The 19,625-nt window shown below is 36.5% G+C and carries 19 protein-coding genes and 1 tRNA gene; 14 read left to right on the top strand and 6 right to left on the bottom strand.

The genetic code is table 11. The annotated features are described in order from the left end of the window. The first annotated feature begins 6 nt into the window (after positions 1 to 6). Positions 7 to 801, top strand: coding sequence for a hypothetical protein (locus LB454_RS12055; protein ID WP_224464927.1), 795 nt, complete (start codon positions 7 to 9; stop codon positions 799 to 801). Positions 802 to 853: 52 nt separating this feature from the next. Here LB454_RS12055 and LB454_RS12060 read toward each other — a convergent pair whose 3' ends face one another. After that, the gene (locus LB454_RS12060; protein ID WP_224464928.1) at positions 854 to 4,306 is read right to left on the bottom strand and encodes a pyruvate carboxylase; all 3,453 of its coding nucleotides are present in this window, start codon (positions 4,304 to 4,306) and stop codon (positions 854 to 856) included. Positions 4,307 to 4,423: 117 nt separating this feature from the next. Between LB454_RS12060 and LB454_RS12065 the strand changes: the two genes are divergently transcribed. Together LB454_RS12065 and LB454_RS12070 are read left to right on the top strand one after the other, a co-directional pair. After that, complete coding sequence (locus tag LB454_RS12065) at positions 4,424 to 4,843, top strand: TlpA family protein disulfide reductase (RefSeq protein WP_224464929.1); 420 nt, start codon at positions 4,424 to 4,426, stop codon at positions 4,841 to 4,843. A gap of 6 nt (positions 4,844 to 4,849) precedes the next feature. Next, positions 4,850 to 5,320: a hypothetical protein gene (locus tag LB454_RS12070; RefSeq protein WP_224464930.1), complete on the top strand. Its 471-nt coding sequence runs from the start codon at positions 4,850 to 4,852 to the stop codon at positions 5,318 to 5,320. Between the two features lie 59 nt (positions 5,321 to 5,379). On the opposite strand, the gene LB454_RS12075 is transcribed toward LB454_RS12070, so the two are convergent. Then, positions 5,380 to 6,495, bottom strand: a complete 1,116-nt coding sequence (locus LB454_RS12075) for a DUF2914 domain-containing protein (RefSeq protein ID WP_224464931.1) — start codon at positions 6,493 to 6,495, stop codon at positions 5,380 to 5,382. Positions 6,496 to 6,656: 161 nt separating this feature from the next. Between LB454_RS12075 and LB454_RS12080 the strand changes: the two genes are divergently transcribed. The 4 genes from LB454_RS12080 (at position 6,657) to LB454_RS12095 (ending at position 10,287) form a co-directional block, all read left to right on the top strand. Next, entirely contained in the window at positions 6,657 to 6,968 is a 312-nt protein-coding gene (locus tag LB454_RS12080; RefSeq protein WP_224464932.1) for a DUF3784 domain-containing protein, read from the top strand. A 48-nt stretch (positions 6,969 to 7,016) separates the two neighbouring features. Next, positions 7,017 to 7,847 (top strand): LytTR family DNA-binding domain-containing protein, encoded by an 831-nt coding sequence (locus tag LB454_RS12085; protein ID WP_224464933.1) that lies wholly within the window; start codon positions 7,017 to 7,019, stop codon positions 7,845 to 7,847. 85 nt (positions 7,848 to 7,932) lie between these two features. Beyond that, positions 7,933 to 9,366, top strand: coding sequence for a S41 family peptidase (locus LB454_RS12090; protein ID WP_224464934.1), 1,434 nt, complete (start codon positions 7,933 to 7,935; stop codon positions 9,364 to 9,366). Positions 9,367 to 9,375: 9 nt separating this feature from the next. Next, the gene (locus tag LB454_RS12095) at positions 9,376 to 10,287 is read left to right on the top strand and encodes a hypothetical protein (protein ID WP_224464935.1); all 912 of its coding nucleotides are present in this window, start codon (positions 9,376 to 9,378) and stop codon (positions 10,285 to 10,287) included. Positions 10,288 to 10,512: 225 nt separating this feature from the next. On the opposite strand, the gene LB454_RS12100 is transcribed toward LB454_RS12095, so the two are convergent. Continuing rightward, positions 10,513 to 10,586, bottom strand: a tRNA-Ala gene (locus LB454_RS12100). A gap of 131 nt (positions 10,587 to 10,717) precedes the next feature. On the opposite strand from LB454_RS12100, the gene LB454_RS12105 reads away from it, so the two are divergent. The 4 genes from LB454_RS12105 (at position 10,718) to LB454_RS12120 (ending at position 15,032) form a co-directional block, all read left to right on the top strand. Beyond that, positions 10,718 to 11,302 carry a HupE/UreJ family protein gene (locus LB454_RS12105; RefSeq protein WP_224464936.1) on the top strand — a complete coding sequence of 195 codons (585 nt, stop codon included), beginning with the start codon at positions 10,718 to 10,720 and terminating at the stop codon, positions 11,300 to 11,302. A 98-nt stretch (positions 11,303 to 11,400) separates the two neighbouring features. Beyond that, positions 11,401 to 11,832 (top strand): deoxycytidylate deaminase, encoded by a 432-nt coding sequence (locus LB454_RS12110; protein WP_224464937.1) that lies wholly within the window; start codon positions 11,401 to 11,403, stop codon positions 11,830 to 11,832. Then, a complete protein-coding gene (locus LB454_RS12115; RefSeq protein WP_224464938.1) occupies positions 11,829 to 13,430 on the top strand; it encodes a S41 family peptidase in 1,602 nt (533 codons plus the stop codon). The genes LB454_RS12110 and LB454_RS12115 overlap by 4 nt, the downstream gene beginning before the upstream one ends. Before the next feature lie 6 nt (positions 13,431 to 13,436). Then, entirely contained in the window at positions 13,437 to 15,032 is a 1,596-nt protein-coding gene (locus LB454_RS12120; RefSeq protein ID WP_224464939.1) for an ATP-dependent DNA ligase, read from the top strand. A gap of 85 nt (positions 15,033 to 15,117) precedes the next feature. On the opposite strand, the gene LB454_RS12125 is transcribed toward LB454_RS12120, so the two are convergent. Continuing rightward, positions 15,118 to 15,390, bottom strand: coding sequence for a hypothetical protein (locus tag LB454_RS12125; protein ID WP_224464940.1), 273 nt, complete (start codon positions 15,388 to 15,390; stop codon positions 15,118 to 15,120). A 5-nt stretch (positions 15,391 to 15,395) separates the two neighbouring features. Continuing rightward, on the bottom strand, positions 15,396 to 15,896 hold the full coding sequence (locus LB454_RS12130) for a CIA30 family protein (protein ID WP_224464941.1): 501 nt from the start codon (positions 15,894 to 15,896) through the stop codon (positions 15,396 to 15,398). A gap of 94 nt (positions 15,897 to 15,990) precedes the next feature. Here LB454_RS12130 and LB454_RS12135 point away from each other — a divergent pair, with 94 nt between their 5' ends. Together LB454_RS12135 and LB454_RS12140 are read left to right on the top strand one after the other, a co-directional pair. Continuing rightward, entirely contained in the window at positions 15,991 to 16,587 is a 597-nt protein-coding gene (locus LB454_RS12135) for a DNA-3-methyladenine glycosylase (protein WP_224464942.1), read from the top strand. Positions 16,588 to 16,593: 6 nt separating this feature from the next. Then, a complete protein-coding gene (locus LB454_RS12140) occupies positions 16,594 to 17,256 on the top strand; it encodes a hypothetical protein (RefSeq protein WP_224464943.1) in 663 nt (220 codons plus the stop codon). 1 nt (position 17,257) lies between these two features. Here the strand turns inward: LB454_RS12140 and LB454_RS12145 are convergent, their stop codons facing one another. Beyond that, complete coding sequence (locus LB454_RS12145; RefSeq protein WP_224464944.1) at positions 17,258 to 18,145, bottom strand: AraC family transcriptional regulator; 888 nt, start codon at positions 18,143 to 18,145, stop codon at positions 17,258 to 17,260. A 199-nt stretch (positions 18,146 to 18,344) separates the two neighbouring features. Here LB454_RS12145 and hemA point away from each other — a divergent pair, with 199 nt between their 5' ends. Beyond that, entirely contained in the window at positions 18,345 to 19,601 is a 1,257-nt protein-coding gene (gene hemA / locus LB454_RS12150) for a glutamyl-tRNA reductase (RefSeq protein WP_224464945.1), read from the top strand. The last annotated feature ends 24 nt before the right edge of the window (positions 19,602 to 19,625 follow it).

Raw genomic sequence — 19,625 nt, forward strand, 5'->3', positions numbered from 1 at the left:
ATGCTTATGAACTTAAAGATCAAAATTGTAGGTTGGATACTATGTGCTTTGGTTGGTGTCTCAAGCTATGCACAAAGGGATTATCAACCTATTCCAGATTTATTACCTAAAGACAGTCTGGAGAGCAAAGAAGATGCCTATAGGCCGTTCGAATTTAACCTCACAGTAAAAAACATGCACCTTTGGCGAGGATATCGCGTAACCGATGAGGCGATGACAGCCGCCAATGTGTATTATATTTCAAAAAACGGAAAATTTGAAGCTGGTCTTTGGGGTGGTGTTGGCTTTGCAGGAAATTATACAGAGTTTGACTATTACATGTCTTACTCCCATAAGAATTGGACGTTTGCTATTTGGGATATTAATAATTACACTGACTTTCCAGATGCTCAGATTTTTAATTACGACAGACGTGAAACTTCACATTTTATAGATGTTACCGTTACCTACGCGTTTGAGAATTTCCCCTTACAAACATCATGGAGCACCATCGTCCAAGGGCGGGATACTTATGTTACCTCTAGTGGTAATTTACGAAATGCATTTACAAACTATGTTGAGGCTTCTTATGTGGTTGCGAGTGGCAGCGACTGGGATCTCAGTTTATATGTTGGTGCAGCTTTTTCTTTTGAAAGCGAAACTAATTTCTATGGAGATAGACCTGGTTTTAATAATTATGGCGCTACTTACTCTAAAACAGTAAAGCTTTTTGACAGGTATACACTTCCTGTTTCTGCCACGGCTATGTGGAATAACCTTCAGGAATACGGAGCCCTTCAAGTTGCTGTAAAGCTTTTTTAAAAGCAAAAAACCCTTTTAAATAAAAGGGCTTTTTATGTCTATTGTTTTAGGATTATTTCAGTTTAACCACTAAATCATCAGCATAAACCATGATTCCTGGTTTTAATACAACTTCACTTACTTCACCTTCTGCATTAGCAGTAACAGTAGTTTCCATTTTCATAGCTTCAATGATAAATAAAGGTTGATTTTTCTTCACCTTATCGCCTTTTTTGACCAAAATATCTGTAAGAGAACCTTGTAATGGAGCTCCTATTTGCTTATCTTCAGATTTGTCTGCTTTTACATGAGAAACTTTATCCACTTTTACACTTTCATTTCTCACCTGTATATTTCGCGTTTGACCATTTACCTTAAAGAAAACTGTAGCCATACCACTATCATCTGTTCTTCCTACAGACACTAGTGTAATGAGCAATGTCTTTCCTCTATCAAGTTCTACAACAATTTCCTCTCCAGGATCCATTCCGTAGAAAAAATTCTTGGTTGGAATGTTAAAAACACTTCCATATTTAAGGTGATGGTTATAGGCCTCTGTAAATACCTTGGGATAAAGTTTGTAAGACAAGAAATCTGTGAATTCCAATTCTCTATCCATATCATCAGAAAACATTGTTTGAAATTCCTTGAATTCCTTTTCAAAATCAACCGGCTCCAAGTGAGCGTTTGGTCTATCTGTATAAGGTTTTTCTCCTTTTAAAATGATCTTTTGAATCTTCTCTGGAAAACCTCCAACTGGCTGACCCAGATCACCTTTGAAGAAGCTTACAACAGACTGTGGAAAAGATAAGTTTTCTCCATCTTCCAAAACATCTTCTATCGTTAGATTATTACTTACCAGATATTGGGCCATATCGCCAACCACTTTAGAACTTGGCGTTACCTTTATGATATCTCCAAAAAGTTGATTCACTTTGGCATACATGTCTGTGATTTCATGAAATCTATCGGCAAGACCCAAAGACTCCGCCTGTGGTTTCAGATTGGAATACTGTCCGCCAGGTATTTCATGAGTATACACTTCCCCCGTTCCAGATTTCAATCCAGATTCAAATGGGTAATAGTATGTTCTCACCTGCTCCCAATATATAGAGTATTCGTTTAATCTTTCATTATTAAGCTTGTTTTCCCTTGGATGGTATTTTAATACTTCTACCAGGGAATTGAAGTTGGGTTGAGAGGTCAATCCCGATAATCCCCCGAGGGCAACATCTACCACATCTACTCCAGCTTCAATAGAATTTAAGTAAGTCGAAGCCTGCATAGAAGAGGTATCGTGTGTGTGTAAATGAATAGGTAGCTTCACTTCAGATTTCAAGGCTGAAACCAGTTCTGTAGCTGCATTGGGTTTCAAAAGACCTGCCATGTCTTTAATAGCAATGATATGCGCTCCTGCGTTTTCAAGATCTTTGGCTAACTGAAGGTAGTACTTTAAAGTGTATTTGGTGCGATTGGGATCCATGATATCGCCAGTATAGCACATTGAAGCCTCCGCAAGACCTTCCGTATTTTTTCGGACATATTCTATACAAGGAGCAATGGACTCCATCCAGTTCTGGGAATCGAAAATTCTAAAGATATCGATACCATTTTCCCAGGATTCTGTCACAAAACGCTCTATTAAGTTATCTGGATAAGCTGTATATCCAACACCGTTGGAGCCTCTTAAGAGCATTTGCAGCAAAATATTTGGCATTGCTTTTCTCAAAAGTTTTAATCGTTCCCATGGATTCTCTTTCAAAAATCGCATACACACATCGAAAGTAGCTCCACCCCATACTTCCATACTAAAGATTTCAGGATGGCATTTGGCATAATTTTCTGCGACCTTCTGCATGTCGTAAGTTCGCATACGCGTGGCCAGCAAGCTTTGGTGTCCATCACGCATGGTGGTATCTGTAAAATGAATTTTCTTTTCATCGGACAACCACTTAGTAAAACCATCAGGCCCAAGTTCTGTGAGCAAGTCTTTAGTTCCCTTTTGATATGACATCGTAGGGGGACATTTTGGGACTTCAGGCTTGATGAATGTTGGATTTTTTATCGTGTTTTTTACATCAGGATTACCGTTTACTGTAACATCCCCGAGGAAATTGACCATTTTAGTAGCACGGTTTCTAGGCTCTTTGATATTGAAAAGCTCAGGTGTGTTTTTAATGTAATTCACGGTTACTTTGCCTTCTCGGAAAGTAGCGTCTTTCAAGATATTATCCAGAAAAGCCATATTGGTTTTCACGCCACGTACTCTAAATTCTGCCAGAGCTCGTCTCATTTTCTTACACGCATCATCCAGGGTTCTGCTGCTTGCAGATACTTTCACCAACATCGAATCAAAGAATGGTGAAATCTTTACTCCTTGATAAACACTCCCGGCATCAAGCCTGATGCCAAACCCAGAAGCACTTCTGTAGGTCGTGATGGTTCCATAATCTGGCTTGAAGTCGTTTTTTGGATCTTCCGTAGTAATTCTACATTGTACAGCATACCCATTGACTGAGACAGATTCTTGGCTAGATAAGTTGATTTCTTCGTCAGACAATTTAAAATTATCAGCTATATAAAGCTGAGTTTTGATGAGATCTACCCCTGTTACAACTTCAGTAACTGTATGTTCAACCTGCACTCTTGGGTTAACTTCAATAAAGTAAATACTACCATCATCATCCACAAGAAATTCTACTGTACCTATGTTATTATAATTAACAGCCTTACAAATTTTGACAGCATATGTATACAGATTGTTTTTGACCTTTTCGTCCAGGTCTTTGGAAGGCGCAAATTCAATTACTTTTTGGTAACGTCTTTGCACCGAACAATCTCTTTCAAAAAGATGAAGAATATTTCCATGATTATCGGCGACAATCTGAATTTCGATATGTTTTGGGTTTTCTATAAATTTTTCAAGAAAAACCGTTTCATCTCCAAAGGCATTTTTGGCCTCTCTTCTGGATTCGCCATAAGCATTTTCCAATTCATCCATGCTTCGTAACACTCGCATGCCGCGTCCACCTCCACCTGAAGCTGCTTTCAACATTAAAGGAAACCCTATACGTTCTGCTTCATCGGTTGCAATTTCCAGAGACGTTAAGTCTTTTTTGTTGCTTTCAATAATGGGTACATCATTGTCAATGGCTACTTTTTTGGCCGTCACTTTATCCCCCAAAGATTTCAGCACATCTACCTCTGGTCCAACAAAAACAATATTGTTGTCTTTACAGGCTTGTGCAAATTTTGCATTTTCAGAAAGAAAACCATAACCTGGATGAATAGCGTCTACGCCATTCTTTTTGGCTACACGAATAATTTCTTCGATATCCAAATAAGGTTTTAAAGGTTCTTTGTCGTCACCAACTTGGTAGGATTCATCAGCTTTGTATCTATGCAAAGAATAGCGATCTTCGTAAGTATAAATACCAACTGTTCTTATACCTATTTCTGTACAAGCACGAAAAATTCTGATAGCAATCTCTCCTCTATTGGCAACTAAAACTTTTTTGATGTTCATTCTGATTAGGTTTATTTTGGAATTAATAATGGTTGGCTTTAAAGTTATTAAATAAATTAATCAAGTTTGTAGATTTGGAGTTTTTTTAGAAAAAACCAGTACATTAAAGATCAACATATGCAAATTCAGCTTAAATCGTTAGAGGGAAAAGAATTGACGCTAACTCAGCTTTTGTCTAAAGGTAAAGTCAATCTTATCCTGTTTTACAATACTTACTGTTTGGGATGTACTGGAAGGGCGATTCCATTTGCCCACGAATTGACCAAGGATTTTCCAGAACTGAATCTGGTAGTGATTCATACCAATTTTGGAAACCAATCGTTTTCAAAAGCAGAAGTTCTTGATATCTTTAGGTCCAGGATGTCTCCTTTTGATATTTATATAGACCCCGATGCGGAAGCCTACAAACATTTTCAATGTGAAGGAACCCCACATTGGGTGATATTAGACAGGGAACTACAAACCTTTAGAAGTATATTTGGTTCTCAAAATCAATCACAAAACAGGCTTTTTTACGCCTTAGAATCATTAAACTAGTAATTCATGAAGTATTTTATTTTATCTCTATTCATTGCTTTCGCGGTATCTACACAAGCACAAAATCTAGCAGGAGCACAAGTTTCTTTTGACTCAGACAGAGACAATGCTGGTATTGGTTTCAAAGGTGTTTTTGACTTATCTAATTCACTTTCATTTTCTCCAGACATCAATTACTTTTTTGGAAGTGGTAGTTTTGCAACCGTTAACACCGACTTACACCTGGATTTAGCTCAAGGTAATAACCTAAAGTTTTATGGATTGGGAGGTTTGCACTTTGGAACATTCAGAAATATTATCAATAGAAGTGGCTTTTTGGGTTTCAACAGAAATGCAGACATTAACCTGGGAGTAAACCTGGGGCTTGGTACCCAACTGTTTACGAAAGATAATTTTAGACTGTTTGCAGAAGGTAAGTATATTGTTTCTGAACTAGATCGCTTTGTACTTTCTGTTGGTATGCTCTTTAATTTATAATTGAGAATTTCACAACTTATCAAAACCCTGTTTCAAAATTTTAAAACAGGGTTTTTGCTTTAAAAGGTTTTTTCTATTACCCTCTTTTTTGAAGATTCAGTAGTGTTTTGAACCTCAAAATTGACGATACCAATCACCAGTTCTTCTTCGGTAATGACTTCAACCTTCCACTCTCCTTCCATGACGTTTTCTTTATAGGTATACCCACGAAAACCACGATTGCGTCCTCCGGTAACTTCAAAGCCGATATCTTCGGTAACTTGCCAGGTTTCGGTTTTGGGATTGAACCATTGCCAACGGTGAAAAATGGATTTCTTTAAATCAGTTGGTGCAAAAATAGACGTGAACACATAAACAGGCTCCCCCTCCTGCCTGTAAAAATGGAGGTGGTGTGGACGCCAAAAGACATACCAGTCATCCCGCTGGTAAGTCACCTGATATGCATTATCATTTCTCTCGACATGATGAGCTACCAAACCTATTTCCATGGCAAGCGGTACAGGAGGGATGAGGTTAAAATAATAGAAGACATTGAAGCCTGCATAAATAGATAGGATAAGACCGGTCAACTTCTTTAAACTCACCTCCGCTTTGGTGCTTGGACTTGAAGAATAACAGATGAAGACAAGTAAAAGGACACTGGATAAACTCAAAAGACCCGATATAAAAAAGATAAAGGTGTTCATTTCTTTTATAAACATTGGAATCATAAAAGCAAAAAACGTGAAGCTGATAAAGAAATAGACGCCAAAGAGAAGGTATTTGTTAGATATCCGCTTTTTCAACAGCTCGTTGGCAAACAAAAGCAGAACCAGTAGAATAAAGAAGGAGATGGTTTTTGACATAGAAACGCTCCTGAAAAAGTATATGACAAAAGCACTCGATAAGCCTCCAAAGGAAAACTGAATCGCCAGAGGTATGTAGGCCGCATATTTTCCCAGGAATCTGCTCACCCGATTATCATCTTCTGCCATATTAAACAAATAAAGCATAAGAGACAAGGACGTCATGTGCAGACAAAGCACTACTGTATCGTAAGCACGGTCTATGCGCCCAAGCGTTAAAGTATCAAATATAAATCCACCGATAAAGAAAAGCACAGGAGCGTACTTTTGATGCCGAACTACAAATTGACCAAAGGCAGTCTGCCTGTATCTTGCTAAGGTTCTGTTCATGGTTTTTTCTGAAGGGCTAAAGATAGGATTTTGACAGGCTTAAAATAATTTAGTTTTAAAAGTCAAATTTTAGTAGATTAGAAGTCTATAGAATTATATTTCTATTCAATCTATATATTTAAATCAGAGAATTCTTGTTTAGTTCTTTAAAACATCAGCTTATGCTTGCAGTTCCTATAGTATTTATCCTACTTGGTATTTTGATAAAATACGGAAAAATGTATTCCTTAATTGCCGGCTACAATACGATGACCAAGCAAGAAAAAGAAAAGTACGATATAGAAGGCATTGCAACCTTGATGAAGAACGTGATGTTTGGGATGGCTTTTGTCATGATAATGGGTCTTCTGTTATCTCATTGGACAGAAAATTCTGATTACGAATTTTACGCTTTAGGTTTAGCTTTGATTCTAGGCATACCCTATTTGCTGATTAAATCAAATTCTGATCGGTATAAAATTGATTCACATTAAATAAAGGCCTCATAAAATAGCTTTAATTCATTTAAATTTGATTTGATAATGCTTCTAAAACAAAAATTGAATGATCACTACCCAACCCTGAAGACTAACAAAGAGATGTGCTATTCAGCTTTGATAATTTCATTGTTAGTCTATTTTTTCTTAGCAGTATTTCAGCCTTTTGGAACTTATACATTTCATCATAGTTATAAGTATTTGTTACTATTACCTTATACAGTCATCGCCTTTTTATTTTTCTTTAGCGCCGATTTTTTAACCCATAAACTATTCGTTAACTGGAATTTAAAAAAAGAAATTTATAAGAACCTCATAGTACTCTTGGCTTGTTCACTAGCAAATTACTTTTATCTTATTTCAATTGTTGACCCATTTCCATTTAGTACAATAAATTTGTTTTATATGGTTTTGTTTACATTCTTACTGGGAGTTCCCATTTGCACCTTAAATGTTTTTGCAACATATGTATTTATCAAGAGCAGCAATGTTCAAGGAATTGAAGATCAAGAAAAGTTAAAAACAGAAGACCATATTCCTTCTTCCCTTCATATTTATCCGGACTCAGGAGAACAAATAAGCATTCCAAAAAAGGGTTTTTACTATGCAAAATCTGAAGGAAATTATTCGCTTTTATATTATCTTAGAAATGGAAAAGTCCAACAAAAGCTTGTTAGACTTTCTTTAAAGCGTTTAGAAAAACAAATTGGTGATGAGACTATTTTTAGATGTCATCGATCTTACGTTCTAAACTCAACACATATTTTGAGTGGCGAAGGTAATTCACAAGGATATAAGATGTCCTTGGAAAATATTACCGATAAAATTCCAGTATCTAGAAGTTATGTCGAGAGGGTGAAACGGTGTTCTGTTTAGTTACTCATCACAAATCCTTGCCGTTAATCACAATTTGTGGTTGGAATAGATTCTCTTACCGATTTTTGAAACAAATTTGTTTTAAATGATGAATCATTCTTTTTTTGAAGTTCGGCAGCACCAGCCAAGATTTGTTTTAATTTGTCTGCAATTGAGTCTAATTGTATTAACTAATATCCATTGTTTCGCTCAAACCGATTCAGTTGAAAGTATGTTGGAAGGTAAATGGAATTTGAATCTCAATCATCCCGCTGTTGGGGATGTTCAATTTATCATGAATTTTGAAACCAATAAAAACCAATTTAAAGCCTATTCCAAAACAAATGCAGACCGCAACATAGTAGGTTTTTGGAATTCGTTTCTGGCTAGATCATTTACTCAAAATTTCAAGAAAGGCAGTCTAGTAAGAATTGAAAATGGAAATTTTAAGACTTCTAACGATACTCTTTATCTCAAAGGAAAAATGATTTCCACGCTTGGTGAATTTGTTTTGGAAGGATTTATTCTCAATGAGAATCTTCAGTCTACTCTGAAATACAGTAATAGAAAAATTGCCGGAAGTATCTCTGGAAACCGAATAATTCCAGATCTACCCTTAAGAGATTACAAAGCGCTTTTTGAAGATATAGAAGCGTTAACCAAAAATAAAATTTACAATAAAGACGTTCTGCAGAGTAAAGGGTGGAAAACGTTCTCTAATGAAATGACCTCTGCTACAAATAACTTTCAAGATGATTTAGATATCATCTTTGCTTTTTATTACTACTCAAAACGCCTGCCATTTTCACATTATACGCTTACAAGATCTTCAAAAGTTAGCACCAATAATCAGAATGAAAAGCATCTAACTCTAAAGCAAAAAAACACTGAGATTGCATACCTCAGGATTGCATCTTTTAAAGGTAGCTCTCAGGAGGTAGACAGTATATTCAACTTAATATATCAAAACAATTATAAATATTTGATAGTTGATTTACGAAATAACTCTGGGGGGAATGTAGAAGCTGGACTAGCATTTGCCTCTCATGTAATTAATTCTACATCCTATGGAGGCATATTTCTGACTCAAAATTGGTTTAATACGTATTCTCACGTGCCAAAAATTCAGGATTATGAAAACTTTCAGCACTTTACGAAAGCAAATAATGATTTATTACTACGAGGTATTCATCAATATGAAGGCCTTTGTTTAAAAATAATCCCTAAAGAAAAAAATTACAATGGCAAGCTTTTTATTCTAATCAATAAGAATACAGCAAGTACATGTGAACCCATAGTTTATGAATTAAAAAAACAAGAACGAGCAATTATAATTGGAGAAACAACTGCAGGATCAATGTTAAACAGTGAGACTTTTGTTTTAAATGAAAAGTTTGAGATCAAGATACCTACGGCAGATTATTATACTTCTGATGGCTACAGAATAGATCAGAACGGCGTAGAACCAAATATTAAAACCAATAGTAATGATGCATTAAAAACTGCGTTTGAAAAAATTACTACTTTAGAACACCAATAAACCACTCTTATGAAAAACATCACTCTTAAAAAAGTCATCACATTCGCCAAATATCTGGCTATTATTTTGCTATCCACAGACATGATAGCGCTAGCTATACCAAAACTGCTTCAGATGCAATTTAGAATGCCTCACTACAGAGCTTTTATTCCGCTAGCAGAATTACCAAAACCAGAACTTATGATGGCTTTTTTTGGAAGGTCTTATACTTACAATATTTTTATTGGATTGACAGAATTGGCCATAGGCATTCTCATCATATTTAAGAGAACCAGGTTGATTGGTTTGTTGATTTCTTTAGGGGTGTGTTTAAATATTTTTATCATAAATATTGAATTTGATCTCATGTTTGAGGTTGTTCGACACATTACTATGACCTTATCATTGACCCTACTCTTACTCATTGAATACCGCAAAGATTTATATAAGTTCTTTATAGAAATGGGAGGTAAACTAAACGGTAAAGTTATTAAGGCAAAAAGTGGACTTTGGAAAAAACTTCGCATTGCTTATGTGATATTTTTTCCTTTAGCTTATTTCATATTCTCTTACGTAGTGATCTCTATGTTTGATTATAATCTTATTGGAAGCTACGAGATAAAAAAAACAAAAGTCAAAGACAAAGCTGTTGAATTTAATAAAGGAAAAATCGGTTCAACGCCCATGCTCTTTTTTGAGAAAAATGATAAAGTAAAATTATCTGTCAACGATAGTTTACATCACGGAAGCTATAAGATTGAAGGAGAACATCTTCATATGAGTTTTTGGTCAACTACAAATCATCCCCTTAAATATATAGATGCTCAAATCAAAGACTACACTTTCATAACTGGAACTCTAAACGATAGTATTCCTATACAAATGGAAATCGAGAGGTTACCTGTTGAAAAGGATTATCTAAACGGCATGTATATTGATTAAATTTAGAACCTAGAAAAAATTACCCCTTATCAATTTTGGTTTAAAAAAGTAGAATAACGTCTCTAGGCTTTCCGATAAAGAGGTAACCTATTTCACTTTTCGAAAACAAAAAAACACTCCATAAAAAAGTAATTTAAAGTGAAGAATATCGTCCCGAGGCTTCGGGAGAATCAATGGTGCGCGCCTCTCAAAACAAAAAAACCACCTCTTTCGAAGTGGTTTTTGTGGAGAATATCGGATTCGAACCGATGGCCTCCACGCTGCCAGCGTGGCGCTCTAGCCAACTGAGCTAATCCCCCATGGTTACAAAAATAAACAAAATTGAGACGTGTAGAAATCATAGGTCTATTATTTTTGCGTTTAAGTTGTTCTTGAATGAATTCAGAGGCAATTTTTATTTAATTTTATCAACTAATCATAATTATAACGAATGGAAGATTTTTGGCTTTATCTCAAACTGGGTTTCGATCATGTTTTAGACTGGAACGCTTATGATCACGTGCTTTTCCTTACCGTTTTAGTAGCCTCGTATTCCTTTCAGCAGAGTAGGAAAGTCGTCTGGCTAGTGACACTCTTCACCATTGGTCATGTGTTGTCTTTAGCGCTTTCAGCCTATAATATTTTGAGAATAGAGAGTTCAATTATCGAGTTTTTGATTCCTGTGAGTATTATTTTCACAGCAGTTTATAACATATTTACCGCCGGAAAAGCAAAGGGAAACAGTAAAATTAACCTCTTATATTTTGTCACGTTCTTTTTTGGGCTGGTACACGGCTTTGGATTTTCAACCTACTTCAACATGCTCGCCAAAAGTGCTGACAATATTTTTCTTATGCTGGTAGAATTTGCTTTGGGTATTGAACTGGCTCAAATACTAGTAGTTTTTGTAGTGCTGCTTGTTGGTTTTATCGTTCAAAACATTTTTAGATTTTCAAAAAGAGACTGGGTGCTTGTAATTTCTTCCATTGTTTTGGGGATGACGATTCCAATTCTTGCAGAAAACTGGATCTTCTAGACATAATAAGCATCAGTATTTTACAGTTTAAGTAAATTTAAGCAGCTTCTTAACGCTTGTAAAGAGGCATAAGTTTTATATTCGAATTTATTTTCCGAATGACTAAAGAAAAACAGTTTAAATTTGATAAAGCTTACTTGCGTATGGCAAGAGAATGGGGTAAATTATCTCATTGTAAACGCAAGCAGGTCGGGGCGATCATCGTAAAAGACCGTATGATTATATCGGATGGCTTTAATGGCACCCCCAGCGGCTTTGACAACTCCTGTGAAGATAAGGAAGGCCTGACTAAATGGTATGTGTTGCATGCCGAAGCCAATGCTATTTTAAAAGTTGCTGCCTCTACGCAATCTTCCAAAAATGCTACGCTTTACATCACCTTATCCCCTTGCAAAGAGTGTAGTAAATTGATACATCAGGCAGGTATCATACGAGTAGTTTATCAAAATGCGTACAAAGATAATTCTGGTTTGGATTTTTTAAAAAAAGCAGGAGTCGAACTAGAACATATAGAAGATCTTGAAGAATGAATAGGGTAATGAAAATAGTTTTGCCACTGCTTATATCGGTGGTATTTGTAGCAGGGATTCTGCTTGGAGATCTTTTAAATTTCCAGGACAATTCATTTTCAAATTCTTCGAACAAACGCCAGAAACTCAACAGACTTATCAACTTTATCGACAAGGAATATGTAGATGATGTCAATACAGACAGCATTGTTGATATAACTGTAACCTCAATTTTAAAAAATCTAGATCCGCATTCTGCCTACATTTCCAATCAGGATTACGATTTTGTACAAGACAATATGCGAGGTGATTTTGTAGGCATAGGCATCAGCTTTTATACCATTAAAGATACCATTGCTGTCATAAGAACTTTAGAAAAAGGGCCAGGTGAAAAAGCAGGCTTGGAAGCAGGAGATCGGATTTTATATGCAGACGCGGTACCGCTTTTCGGGAATAACATGAGTAATGATTCACTCACCAAAATTCTAAAAGGCCCTGCCAATTCCAAAGTAAATCTCAAAGTAAAACGTCTGGGTGAAAATGATCTTTTAGATTTTGAAATCAACAGAGGGGTTGTGCCTTTAACTAGTGTAGATGCTGGATATATGGTCAATGATACATTAGGCTACATTAAAATAAATCGCTTTGCAGAATCCACCTACACTGAGTTTAAAACCAAAATGAAGCAATTTGCTACTCCAGAGATGAAGAGTGTCATTTTGGACCTTAGAGGTAACGGTGGAGGGTTTTTAAAGCAAGCAACCTTAATTCTCGATGAATTTATCCAAGATGATAGATTATTACTGTTTACAAAAAACAAAAACGGAGACTTGAAGGAAACTTTTTCTAGTGAACGCGGAGACTATGAGGATCAAAACCTTTATGTCTTTATAGACGAGAAGTCGGCTTCTGCCAGCGAAATTGTCGCCGGTGCTATACAGGATAACGACAGAGGAACCATAATTGGTCGTCGATCTTTTGGTAAAGGACTGGTACAAAGAGAAATGAACCTTGGTGATGGAAGTGCCGTACGATTGACTGTTGCCAGATATTACACACCAACCGGGAGGTCCATACAACGTCCCTATGAAAACGGTAATAGTGAGGCCTACTATTCCAAATATATGGAGAGATACTCCAATGGAGAACTTCTGAGTAAAGACAGCATCACTATTGATGATTCTTTAAGATATGAAACTCCAGAGGGCAAAGTAGTATATGGTGGCGGAGGAATCATTCCCGATATTTTTGTACCCAGAGATTCCGATCAGGCTATACAGGACATCAAGTTTATGTACGATGGTGGCGTAATGGATCGATTCATTTTTGACCTGCTTGACGAAAACAGAAAATTCTATAATTCACTTTCCCAGGAAGAGTTCCTTGAGAGAACGCTTATCACAGATAAAGTTTTGGATAGGTATACTCGCTATCTTGGAGATTATAACATGAACTACAACTTTGGAAGTACAAGCTATATTCTAGAAAAATATCTAAAAGCAACTATGGCGAGACAGCTGTTTGGCAGTGACCTCGCTGAAAAGATATCAAACGAAAATGACGTTTACATCAGCAGGCTTCTGAAATTAAATTCCGCAGAAAGCACTACAACAGACTAAAGGTGTATGAAGGATTTTGCTCAATTGGTCAAAACGATAGATAGCACCAACAAAACCAATAGAAAGGTGGAGGCTCTCAGTGAATACTTCCAAAAAGCATCAGATTCTGACAAAGTCTGGACCATCGCCATTTTATCCCACAGGAGACCTCCGCGACCAGTCAATAGCACCTTGATAAGAGGTTATGCTTCAGAATTGGCAGATATTCCGCTATGGCTTTTTGAAGAATCCTACCATATCGTTGGAGACCTTGCAGAAACCATTGCCCTGGTAGTGCCAGAAAAGTCTAAAACGACGGAAAAAAGCTTAAGCCAATATCTCCAAGAAATACTTCAACTGAAACCAAAATCAGAAGAAGAAAAGAAAGCGTATTTGGTCGAGAATTGGAGTCAGCTGAATTACTATGAGCGCTTTGTATTCACCAAATTGATTACTGGTGGTTTCAGAATTGGCGTGAGTCAGAAGTTGATGACGCGAGCACTTTCTCAGGCTACGGGAATCGATGAAGATATTCTGGCTTTTAAGCTGATGGGCAATTGGGATCCCAATAAAATCTCTTATTCTGAATTGATTCTGGAAGAAAATGAAGCTGATTATTTATCTAAACCCTATCCGTTTTATCTGGCTTATGCCATTGAGGATAATGCCTCTGAACTTGGAAACCCAAAGGAGTGGATCGCCGAACACAAATGGGATGGTATCCGCTCACAACTGATTGTGAGAAAAGGACAACTGTTTGTGTGGAGTCGGGGTGAGGAACTAGTCACCGATAAATATCCAGAGTTTGAAGCCTTTACGGAAGAACTTCCCGATGGGACGGTGTTGGACGGGGAGATTTTACCCTATCCCGGTGATAGCATCGGAGATTTTAAAGATTTACAAACAAGAATTGGCCGTAAAAATGTAAGCAAAGCGCTATTAAAGAAGCTGCCCGTTATCTTGAAAGCTTACGACATTTTAGAACATAAAGGAGAAGACATCCGGTCAACTCCTTTTGAAAAGCGACGAGTTATTCTCGATAAGCTTTTCGAAAAGTATTCTTCCAAAATAAAACCTTTCCACTTGTCTGAAACCATGCGCTTTTCTTCCTGGGAAGAGATGGCCGAAGAGCGAGAAAAAGCAAGAGACATCAAGTCTGAAGGCCTGATGATCAAGCGTGCAAGTTCCAGTTACGGTGTGGGCCGTAAAAAGGGAGACTGGTGGAAGTGGAAATCAGACCCCTTCAGTATTGATGCGGTGCTCACCTACGCCATGCGTGGACACGGCAGAAGAAGTAATTTATTTACAGATTACACCTTTGCCCTTTGGAACGATGATAAAACAGAACTCATCACCTTTGCTAAAGCTTATTCTGGCCTCACGGATAAAGAATTCAAAAAAGTAGATGCTTGGATTAAGAAAAATACCATCGAACGTTTTGGTCCTGTGCGTAGTGTGGAACACGAGCATGTATTTGAAATCGCCTTTGAAGGCATCGCCGAATCCAAACGTCACAAAAGTGGCATCGCTACAAGATTTCCCAGAATTTTACGCTGGCGACAGGATAAGAAAATTGAAGATGCCAATACGCTCGAAGACTTGAAGGCGATGATTCCTAAGTAAAATAAGGTCTCGACTGCGCTCGACCTGACATTTAATGCGTTCAACCTAAAAAAACTGTGCACGAGGTGAAATCTTATAGGAAACCTCAATTATCCCTCAATTTCTTTTTATAAATAAACTCGTTAAGGTACCAGGAGAAAGCTCCGTAAATTCCACCTCCTACAACAATTGAAATGGTCAATTGTACAAAAAAGTCTGTGTTGCTTAGCTGTCCCCATTTGTCCCAATAGTTGATCAATAGGTTGACGACAAAAATCAAAATTCCAAAACCAACACCATGTTTAATAATATATTTTGCTTTGCCTTGACTTCTAATTTTCTCCCAGTTATCAACAAATTTTTTATCAGCTTCTTTCATATATTTTATTTGGATAAGTAAATCTTATCAATTTCTAGTTGAAATTCTTCTTTCTTTTTATTTCCAATAAGTATGGCGACTTCCTCAATAGAATCTCCGCCGAAGTTGGGCAAATTTAAACTTCTCCCTCTATACCTCGGATAAAAAGAAGATAATTTTAATTGAATGGTTTGCCACTCAGAGGTTACTTCAAACTCCTGAACATAGGAATGCACTTCTTCAGCTTTGTTTTTCTTAATTCTAAATTGATAGGTTGACGGTTTGCCTTTCACTTTCAAAGTTACATAGGCATAAGATTGAACATCGTTAATCTCTGTAACATGTTTCACCTGCGCAAACCCGCCGTTATTTTCTAAAGAAACCTCACCAGAAAATACAGCATTACCGCTGTTATTCAATTGGATCTTGCTTTGAGATACGCCGCCCATTACTACATCATTTTCAATGACCCATTGTTTAAGGCCTGCATCATTATCAAAATCGAAAATCATTTTATTTTGTGCCATAGTTGTAGTTAAGATTAGACAGAACATTAAAGTTTTCATAGCAAGTCCGTTTTTGAATTTTAAATTTAGTTATTTTAAATCGAAATTTTAATCTATGCCTAAAACACTTTCTAAAGCTTATTTTGAACATCACAATGTTGTGTTATTGGCTAAGGATCTAATAGGAAAAGAACTAAACACCTACATCGAAGGCTTTAGAACCTCAGGTATCATTACGGAAACTGAAGCCTACGCAGGTAAGGGAGACAAAGCATGTCATGCGCATCTTGGAAGATTTACAGAGCGAACCAAAGTCATGTACGAGTCTGGAGGAATTGCTTATGTGTATTTGTGTTATGGCATTCACCATCTGTTCAATATTGTGACAAATACCCAAGGCAATGCCGATGCGATCTTAATAAGAGCCATTGAGCCTACTCAAGGTTTGGACATCATGCAGAAACGCCGGGGCAAATCTAAAATTGATAAAACTTTGACCTCTGGTCCTGGTAATTTGACCAAAGCTTTGGGCATCTCCAAATCTCATAATACCATAAGTCTTACAGGTGACGACATCTGGATAAACGATCTAGGTCATCAGACTTCAGATATTGTGGAAACCAAAAGAGTTGGTATAGATTATGCGGAAGAAGATGCAAGCTTACCCTGGAGGTTTTATGATAAAAATTCAAAGTATATTTCTGTAAAATAATCATCTATGAAGCTCAAACTTGTGTTGCTTTTTATAATTACATTTTCACTTTGTGATAGTTCTTATAGCCAGGACAAATTATTTTATAATCGAATACACTATTTTGAACATCAAGAATGTCAACATCCTATAGGTACGGTGATTTTGGACAAAGTCTACTATAGCTACAATGCAGATAACTCTTCATTTTTAAATTTCAATAATTCTGAGGGTGACATCGCTTTTGTAGACATGACCAACTACGGGAAATTCACAGCTTATAATCAATTTTTAAAAAACAATTTTTTAAGTGCTAGTGCTATAAAAATGGGATTTAAACAAAGTGTTCCTTCTATTTCTGAATCTGTGAAAGAAGCAAGAAGCCAATTTGAATTGGATAAAGTAAAGGATACTGTACTTGATGAGAAAACCCTAAAACATATTCGGATCAAGCCTAAAGATACGTTGGTCCACAGGTTCAAATCTTATAATATATTTATCAATACTGAAGTGGAAACTGAAACGCCACTTTTTACTTCGCCTTCAGTTTACTTCTTACTATTTGGAAGTCTAAAAGACTTAAAAGGGACCGTTGTAGAAACTTTTTTTATCGATTTGGAAGGCTATATGTTTTGCCGTGATGTGCTCGCCGGACTTCAAATTACCAACAAGAGGGTTATACTGAAATAAGTTAGCCCTGGATATACTTCTTGGGTGTGGTTCCAAATTTCTTTTTGAAGGCTGCAATAAAATGACTAGCTGTAGAATAGCCGATGCTTAGACCTACCTCATTCACATTATGTTGTCCTTTTTCCAGTAATTTTCTAGCATAATCCATTTTGTAATCAAAAAGAAAGGAGAATACAGTATCTCCATAGATTTCCTTAAACCCTTCCTTTAGTTTTTTCAAACTCAGTCCAACCTCATCTGCAAGTGCCTGTAGCGTTGGAGGTTCTGTCATACGTTGCAAAATAATGCTTTTTGCCAGTTTTATTTTCTTCACATTATCTTCATCATCTAGAAAAGGGCACTGTTCAATATCTGCCTCTGCAGGCCTGTTGAAATAAAGTCCTATCAACTCATAGGTTTTACCTTTTAAGTAAATTTTCCTAACAGAAGGATGCAGATTGAAATTCAAAATCTGACTCAATATCACAGCCATTGCTGGTGAAACTGACACCTCTTTGTAGAATTTTTTATCGCGATTATCTTCAGTCAAAAAGTCTATGTAGTTGGCTTCAGCAGAAAATAAAGTATGAAGTTTTTTGATAGAAATCAAAATGGAAACCGACCAGGATTCTGAAGAGGCTTCAAGATTGATTGGTAAATCCCGTTCAGGATTATAAAGCAAAAGAGAACGGTCTTCTTTAATATTTAAGGCATAGCGTCCCTCGTTAAAATTGAATTTGATCTCTCCCTTCACACAAAAGTGAAATTGAATAAAATCAGCACTTATATTATGAGTGATGCATTCTTCATGTTCAGAATCATTTTTGATAGATAATATGGATATCCCCTCTTCAATCTCAATAAATTGCTCCGAACCTCTAGCGATATTTTTCTCTGACATCAATGCCATCCTTCTGTGTTTATTATTTAGAACTGTTCTAATTAGACAAGCTCTAATGTGTTACTATGGTTACAAAAATACTTAAACGGGCTGATATTTATCAGATTTTGGGTAAAAATACGTCAAACGACAAAAAAGGAACTTATAGCGTTACTTTTAACTATGCTTATGCTCTAATTTTGTACTCCATTATTTTTGGAACATAAGAATGCAGAAATACAACGTCTCTAAACATAAAAACTTCTACGTCATTGGCATCAGCTATCAAAAAGCAGATGCAGAGACTAGAGGAAAATTCAACTTAAATATTGACCAAAGGAAAGCTTTATTGGATAAAGCAAAATCTATTGGTCTTACTTCTGTTGTGACTTCCTCTACTTGCAACAGGACTGAGGTTTATGCCTTTGCAGATCAGGCTGAAGTGCTTATTGATTTGCTATGTGAGTTTAGTATTGGAGACCAAACTACTTTTACTCAAAGTGGTTACGTTTTAGAAAATGAAGCAGCTATTAATCATATGTTTCGTGTAGGTGGTGGACTAGACAGCCAAATCCTTGGTGACTTTGAGATCATAAGTCAAATCAAATCTGCTTTCACCCTATCCAAGAAAAAGGGAATGATCAATCATTTTATGGAACGACTGGTCAATTCTGTAATTCAAGCCAGCCGTAGAATTAAAAATGAAACCAGAATTTCCTCTGGAGTTACATCGGTTTCATTTGCTTCGGTTCAATACATTTTAGACCATATCAATAATGTATCCGATAAAAAGATTTTATTGTTTGGAACTGGTAAAATTGGTCGCAATACGTGTGAAAATTTAGTCAAGCACACGAGCAATAAGAATATTACTTTAATTAACAGGACCAAAGATAAGGCTGAAGAAATCGCTGGTAAATTCAACTTGATCGTTAAGGATTTTTCAGAATTACAATCCGAAATTCGTTCTACAGATATTTTAATTGTGGCTACCGGAGCTCAGACGCCTACCATCACAAAGGAGTTGATTTATCCTAAAAAAGACCTTCTTATTTTAGACTTGTCTATTCCAAAAAATGTTGCTGAAGATGTGGAAGGTATGGCCAATGTGAAGTTGCTTCACCTGGATTATTTATCTCAACTTACAGATGAAACCTTGTCTAAAAGAAAGGCTTTTATCCCGGATGCTGAAGCGATTATTGAAGAGGTAAAAGTGGAGTTCAACGAATGGCTGGACACTAGAAAATTTGCTCCAACGATCAAAGCCTTAAAGGAAAAGTTCAAAATCTTCCAGGATGAAGAATTAGATTACCAAAGCAAGAAAAACAATCAGTTTGATAAAGAACAGGCTGAAATCATCAGCGATCGCGTGATTCATAAAATCACTCGTAGTTTTGCAAGCCACCTGAGAAGTGCCAATGGTTCCACTGAAGACAGCATTGCTTTGTTGAAAAAGGTATTCGAACTGGAAACTGAATCCGATTAGCCTTAACTTTACTTCCACTAATTT

It is taken from the genome of Psychroflexus montanilacus, assembly GCF_020164535.1.
In the GTDB taxonomy this organism is placed as follows: domain Bacteria; phylum Bacteroidota; class Bacteroidia; order Flavobacteriales; family Flavobacteriaceae; genus Psychroflexus; species Psychroflexus montanilacus.

What these genes read in the sequence shown, in the direction of transcription:
- LB454_RS12070 (WP_224464930.1), top strand. Translation starts at nt 4,850, where the DNA reads ATGAAGTATTTTATTTTATCTCTATTCATTGCTTTCGCGGTATCTACA.
- LB454_RS12095 (WP_224464935.1), top strand. Translation starts at nt 9,376, where the DNA reads ATGAAAAACATCACTCTTAAAAAAGTCATCACATTCGCCAAATATCTG.
- hemA (WP_224464945.1), top strand. Translation starts at nt 18,345, where the DNA reads ATGCAGAAATACAACGTCTCTAAACATAAAAACTTCTACGTCATTGGC.
- LB454_RS12110 (WP_224464937.1), top strand. Translation starts at nt 11,401, where the DNA reads ATGACTAAAGAAAAACAGTTTAAATTTGATAAAGCTTACTTGCGTATG.
- LB454_RS12135 (WP_224464942.1), top strand. Translation starts at nt 15,991, where the DNA reads ATGCCTAAAACACTTTCTAAAGCTTATTTTGAACATCACAATGTTGTG.
- LB454_RS12145 (WP_224464944.1), bottom strand. Translation starts at nt 18,145, where the DNA reads ATGGCATTGATGTCAGAGAAAAATATCGCTAGAGGTTCGGAGCAATTT.
- LB454_RS12060 (WP_224464928.1), bottom strand. Translation starts at nt 4,306, where the DNA reads ATGAACATCAAAAAAGTTTTAGTTGCCAATAGAGGAGAGATTGCTATC.
- LB454_RS12090 (WP_224464934.1), top strand. Translation starts at nt 7,933, where the DNA reads ATGATGAATCATTCTTTTTTTGAAGTTCGGCAGCACCAGCCAAGATTT.
- LB454_RS12105 (WP_224464936.1), top strand. Translation starts at nt 10,718, where the DNA reads ATGGAAGATTTTTGGCTTTATCTCAAACTGGGTTTCGATCATGTTTTA.
- LB454_RS12085 (WP_224464933.1), top strand. Translation starts at nt 7,017, where the DNA reads ATGCTTCTAAAACAAAAATTGAATGATCACTACCCAACCCTGAAGACT.
- LB454_RS12140 (WP_224464943.1), top strand. Translation starts at nt 16,594, where the DNA reads ATGAAGCTCAAACTTGTGTTGCTTTTTATAATTACATTTTCACTTTGT.
- LB454_RS12055 (WP_224464927.1), top strand. Translation starts at nt 7, where the DNA reads ATGAACTTAAAGATCAAAATTGTAGGTTGGATACTATGTGCTTTGGTT.
- LB454_RS12075 (WP_224464931.1), bottom strand. Translation starts at nt 6,495, where the DNA reads ATGAACAGAACCTTAGCAAGATACAGGCAGACTGCCTTTGGTCAATTT.
- LB454_RS12115 (WP_224464938.1), top strand. Translation starts at nt 11,829, where the DNA reads ATGAATAGGGTAATGAAAATAGTTTTGCCACTGCTTATATCGGTGGTA.
- LB454_RS12065 (WP_224464929.1), top strand. Translation starts at nt 4,424, where the DNA reads ATGCAAATTCAGCTTAAATCGTTAGAGGGAAAAGAATTGACGCTAACT.
- LB454_RS12080 (WP_224464932.1), top strand. Translation starts at nt 6,657, where the DNA reads ATGCTTGCAGTTCCTATAGTATTTATCCTACTTGGTATTTTGATAAAA.
- LB454_RS12120 (WP_224464939.1), top strand. Translation starts at nt 13,437, where the DNA reads ATGAAGGATTTTGCTCAATTGGTCAAAACGATAGATAGCACCAACAAA.
- LB454_RS12130 (WP_224464941.1), bottom strand. Translation starts at nt 15,896, where the DNA reads ATGGCACAAAATAAAATGATTTTCGATTTTGATAATGATGCAGGCCTT.
- LB454_RS12125 (WP_224464940.1), bottom strand. Translation starts at nt 15,390, where the DNA reads ATGAAAGAAGCTGATAAAAAATTTGTTGATAACTGGGAGAAAATTAGA.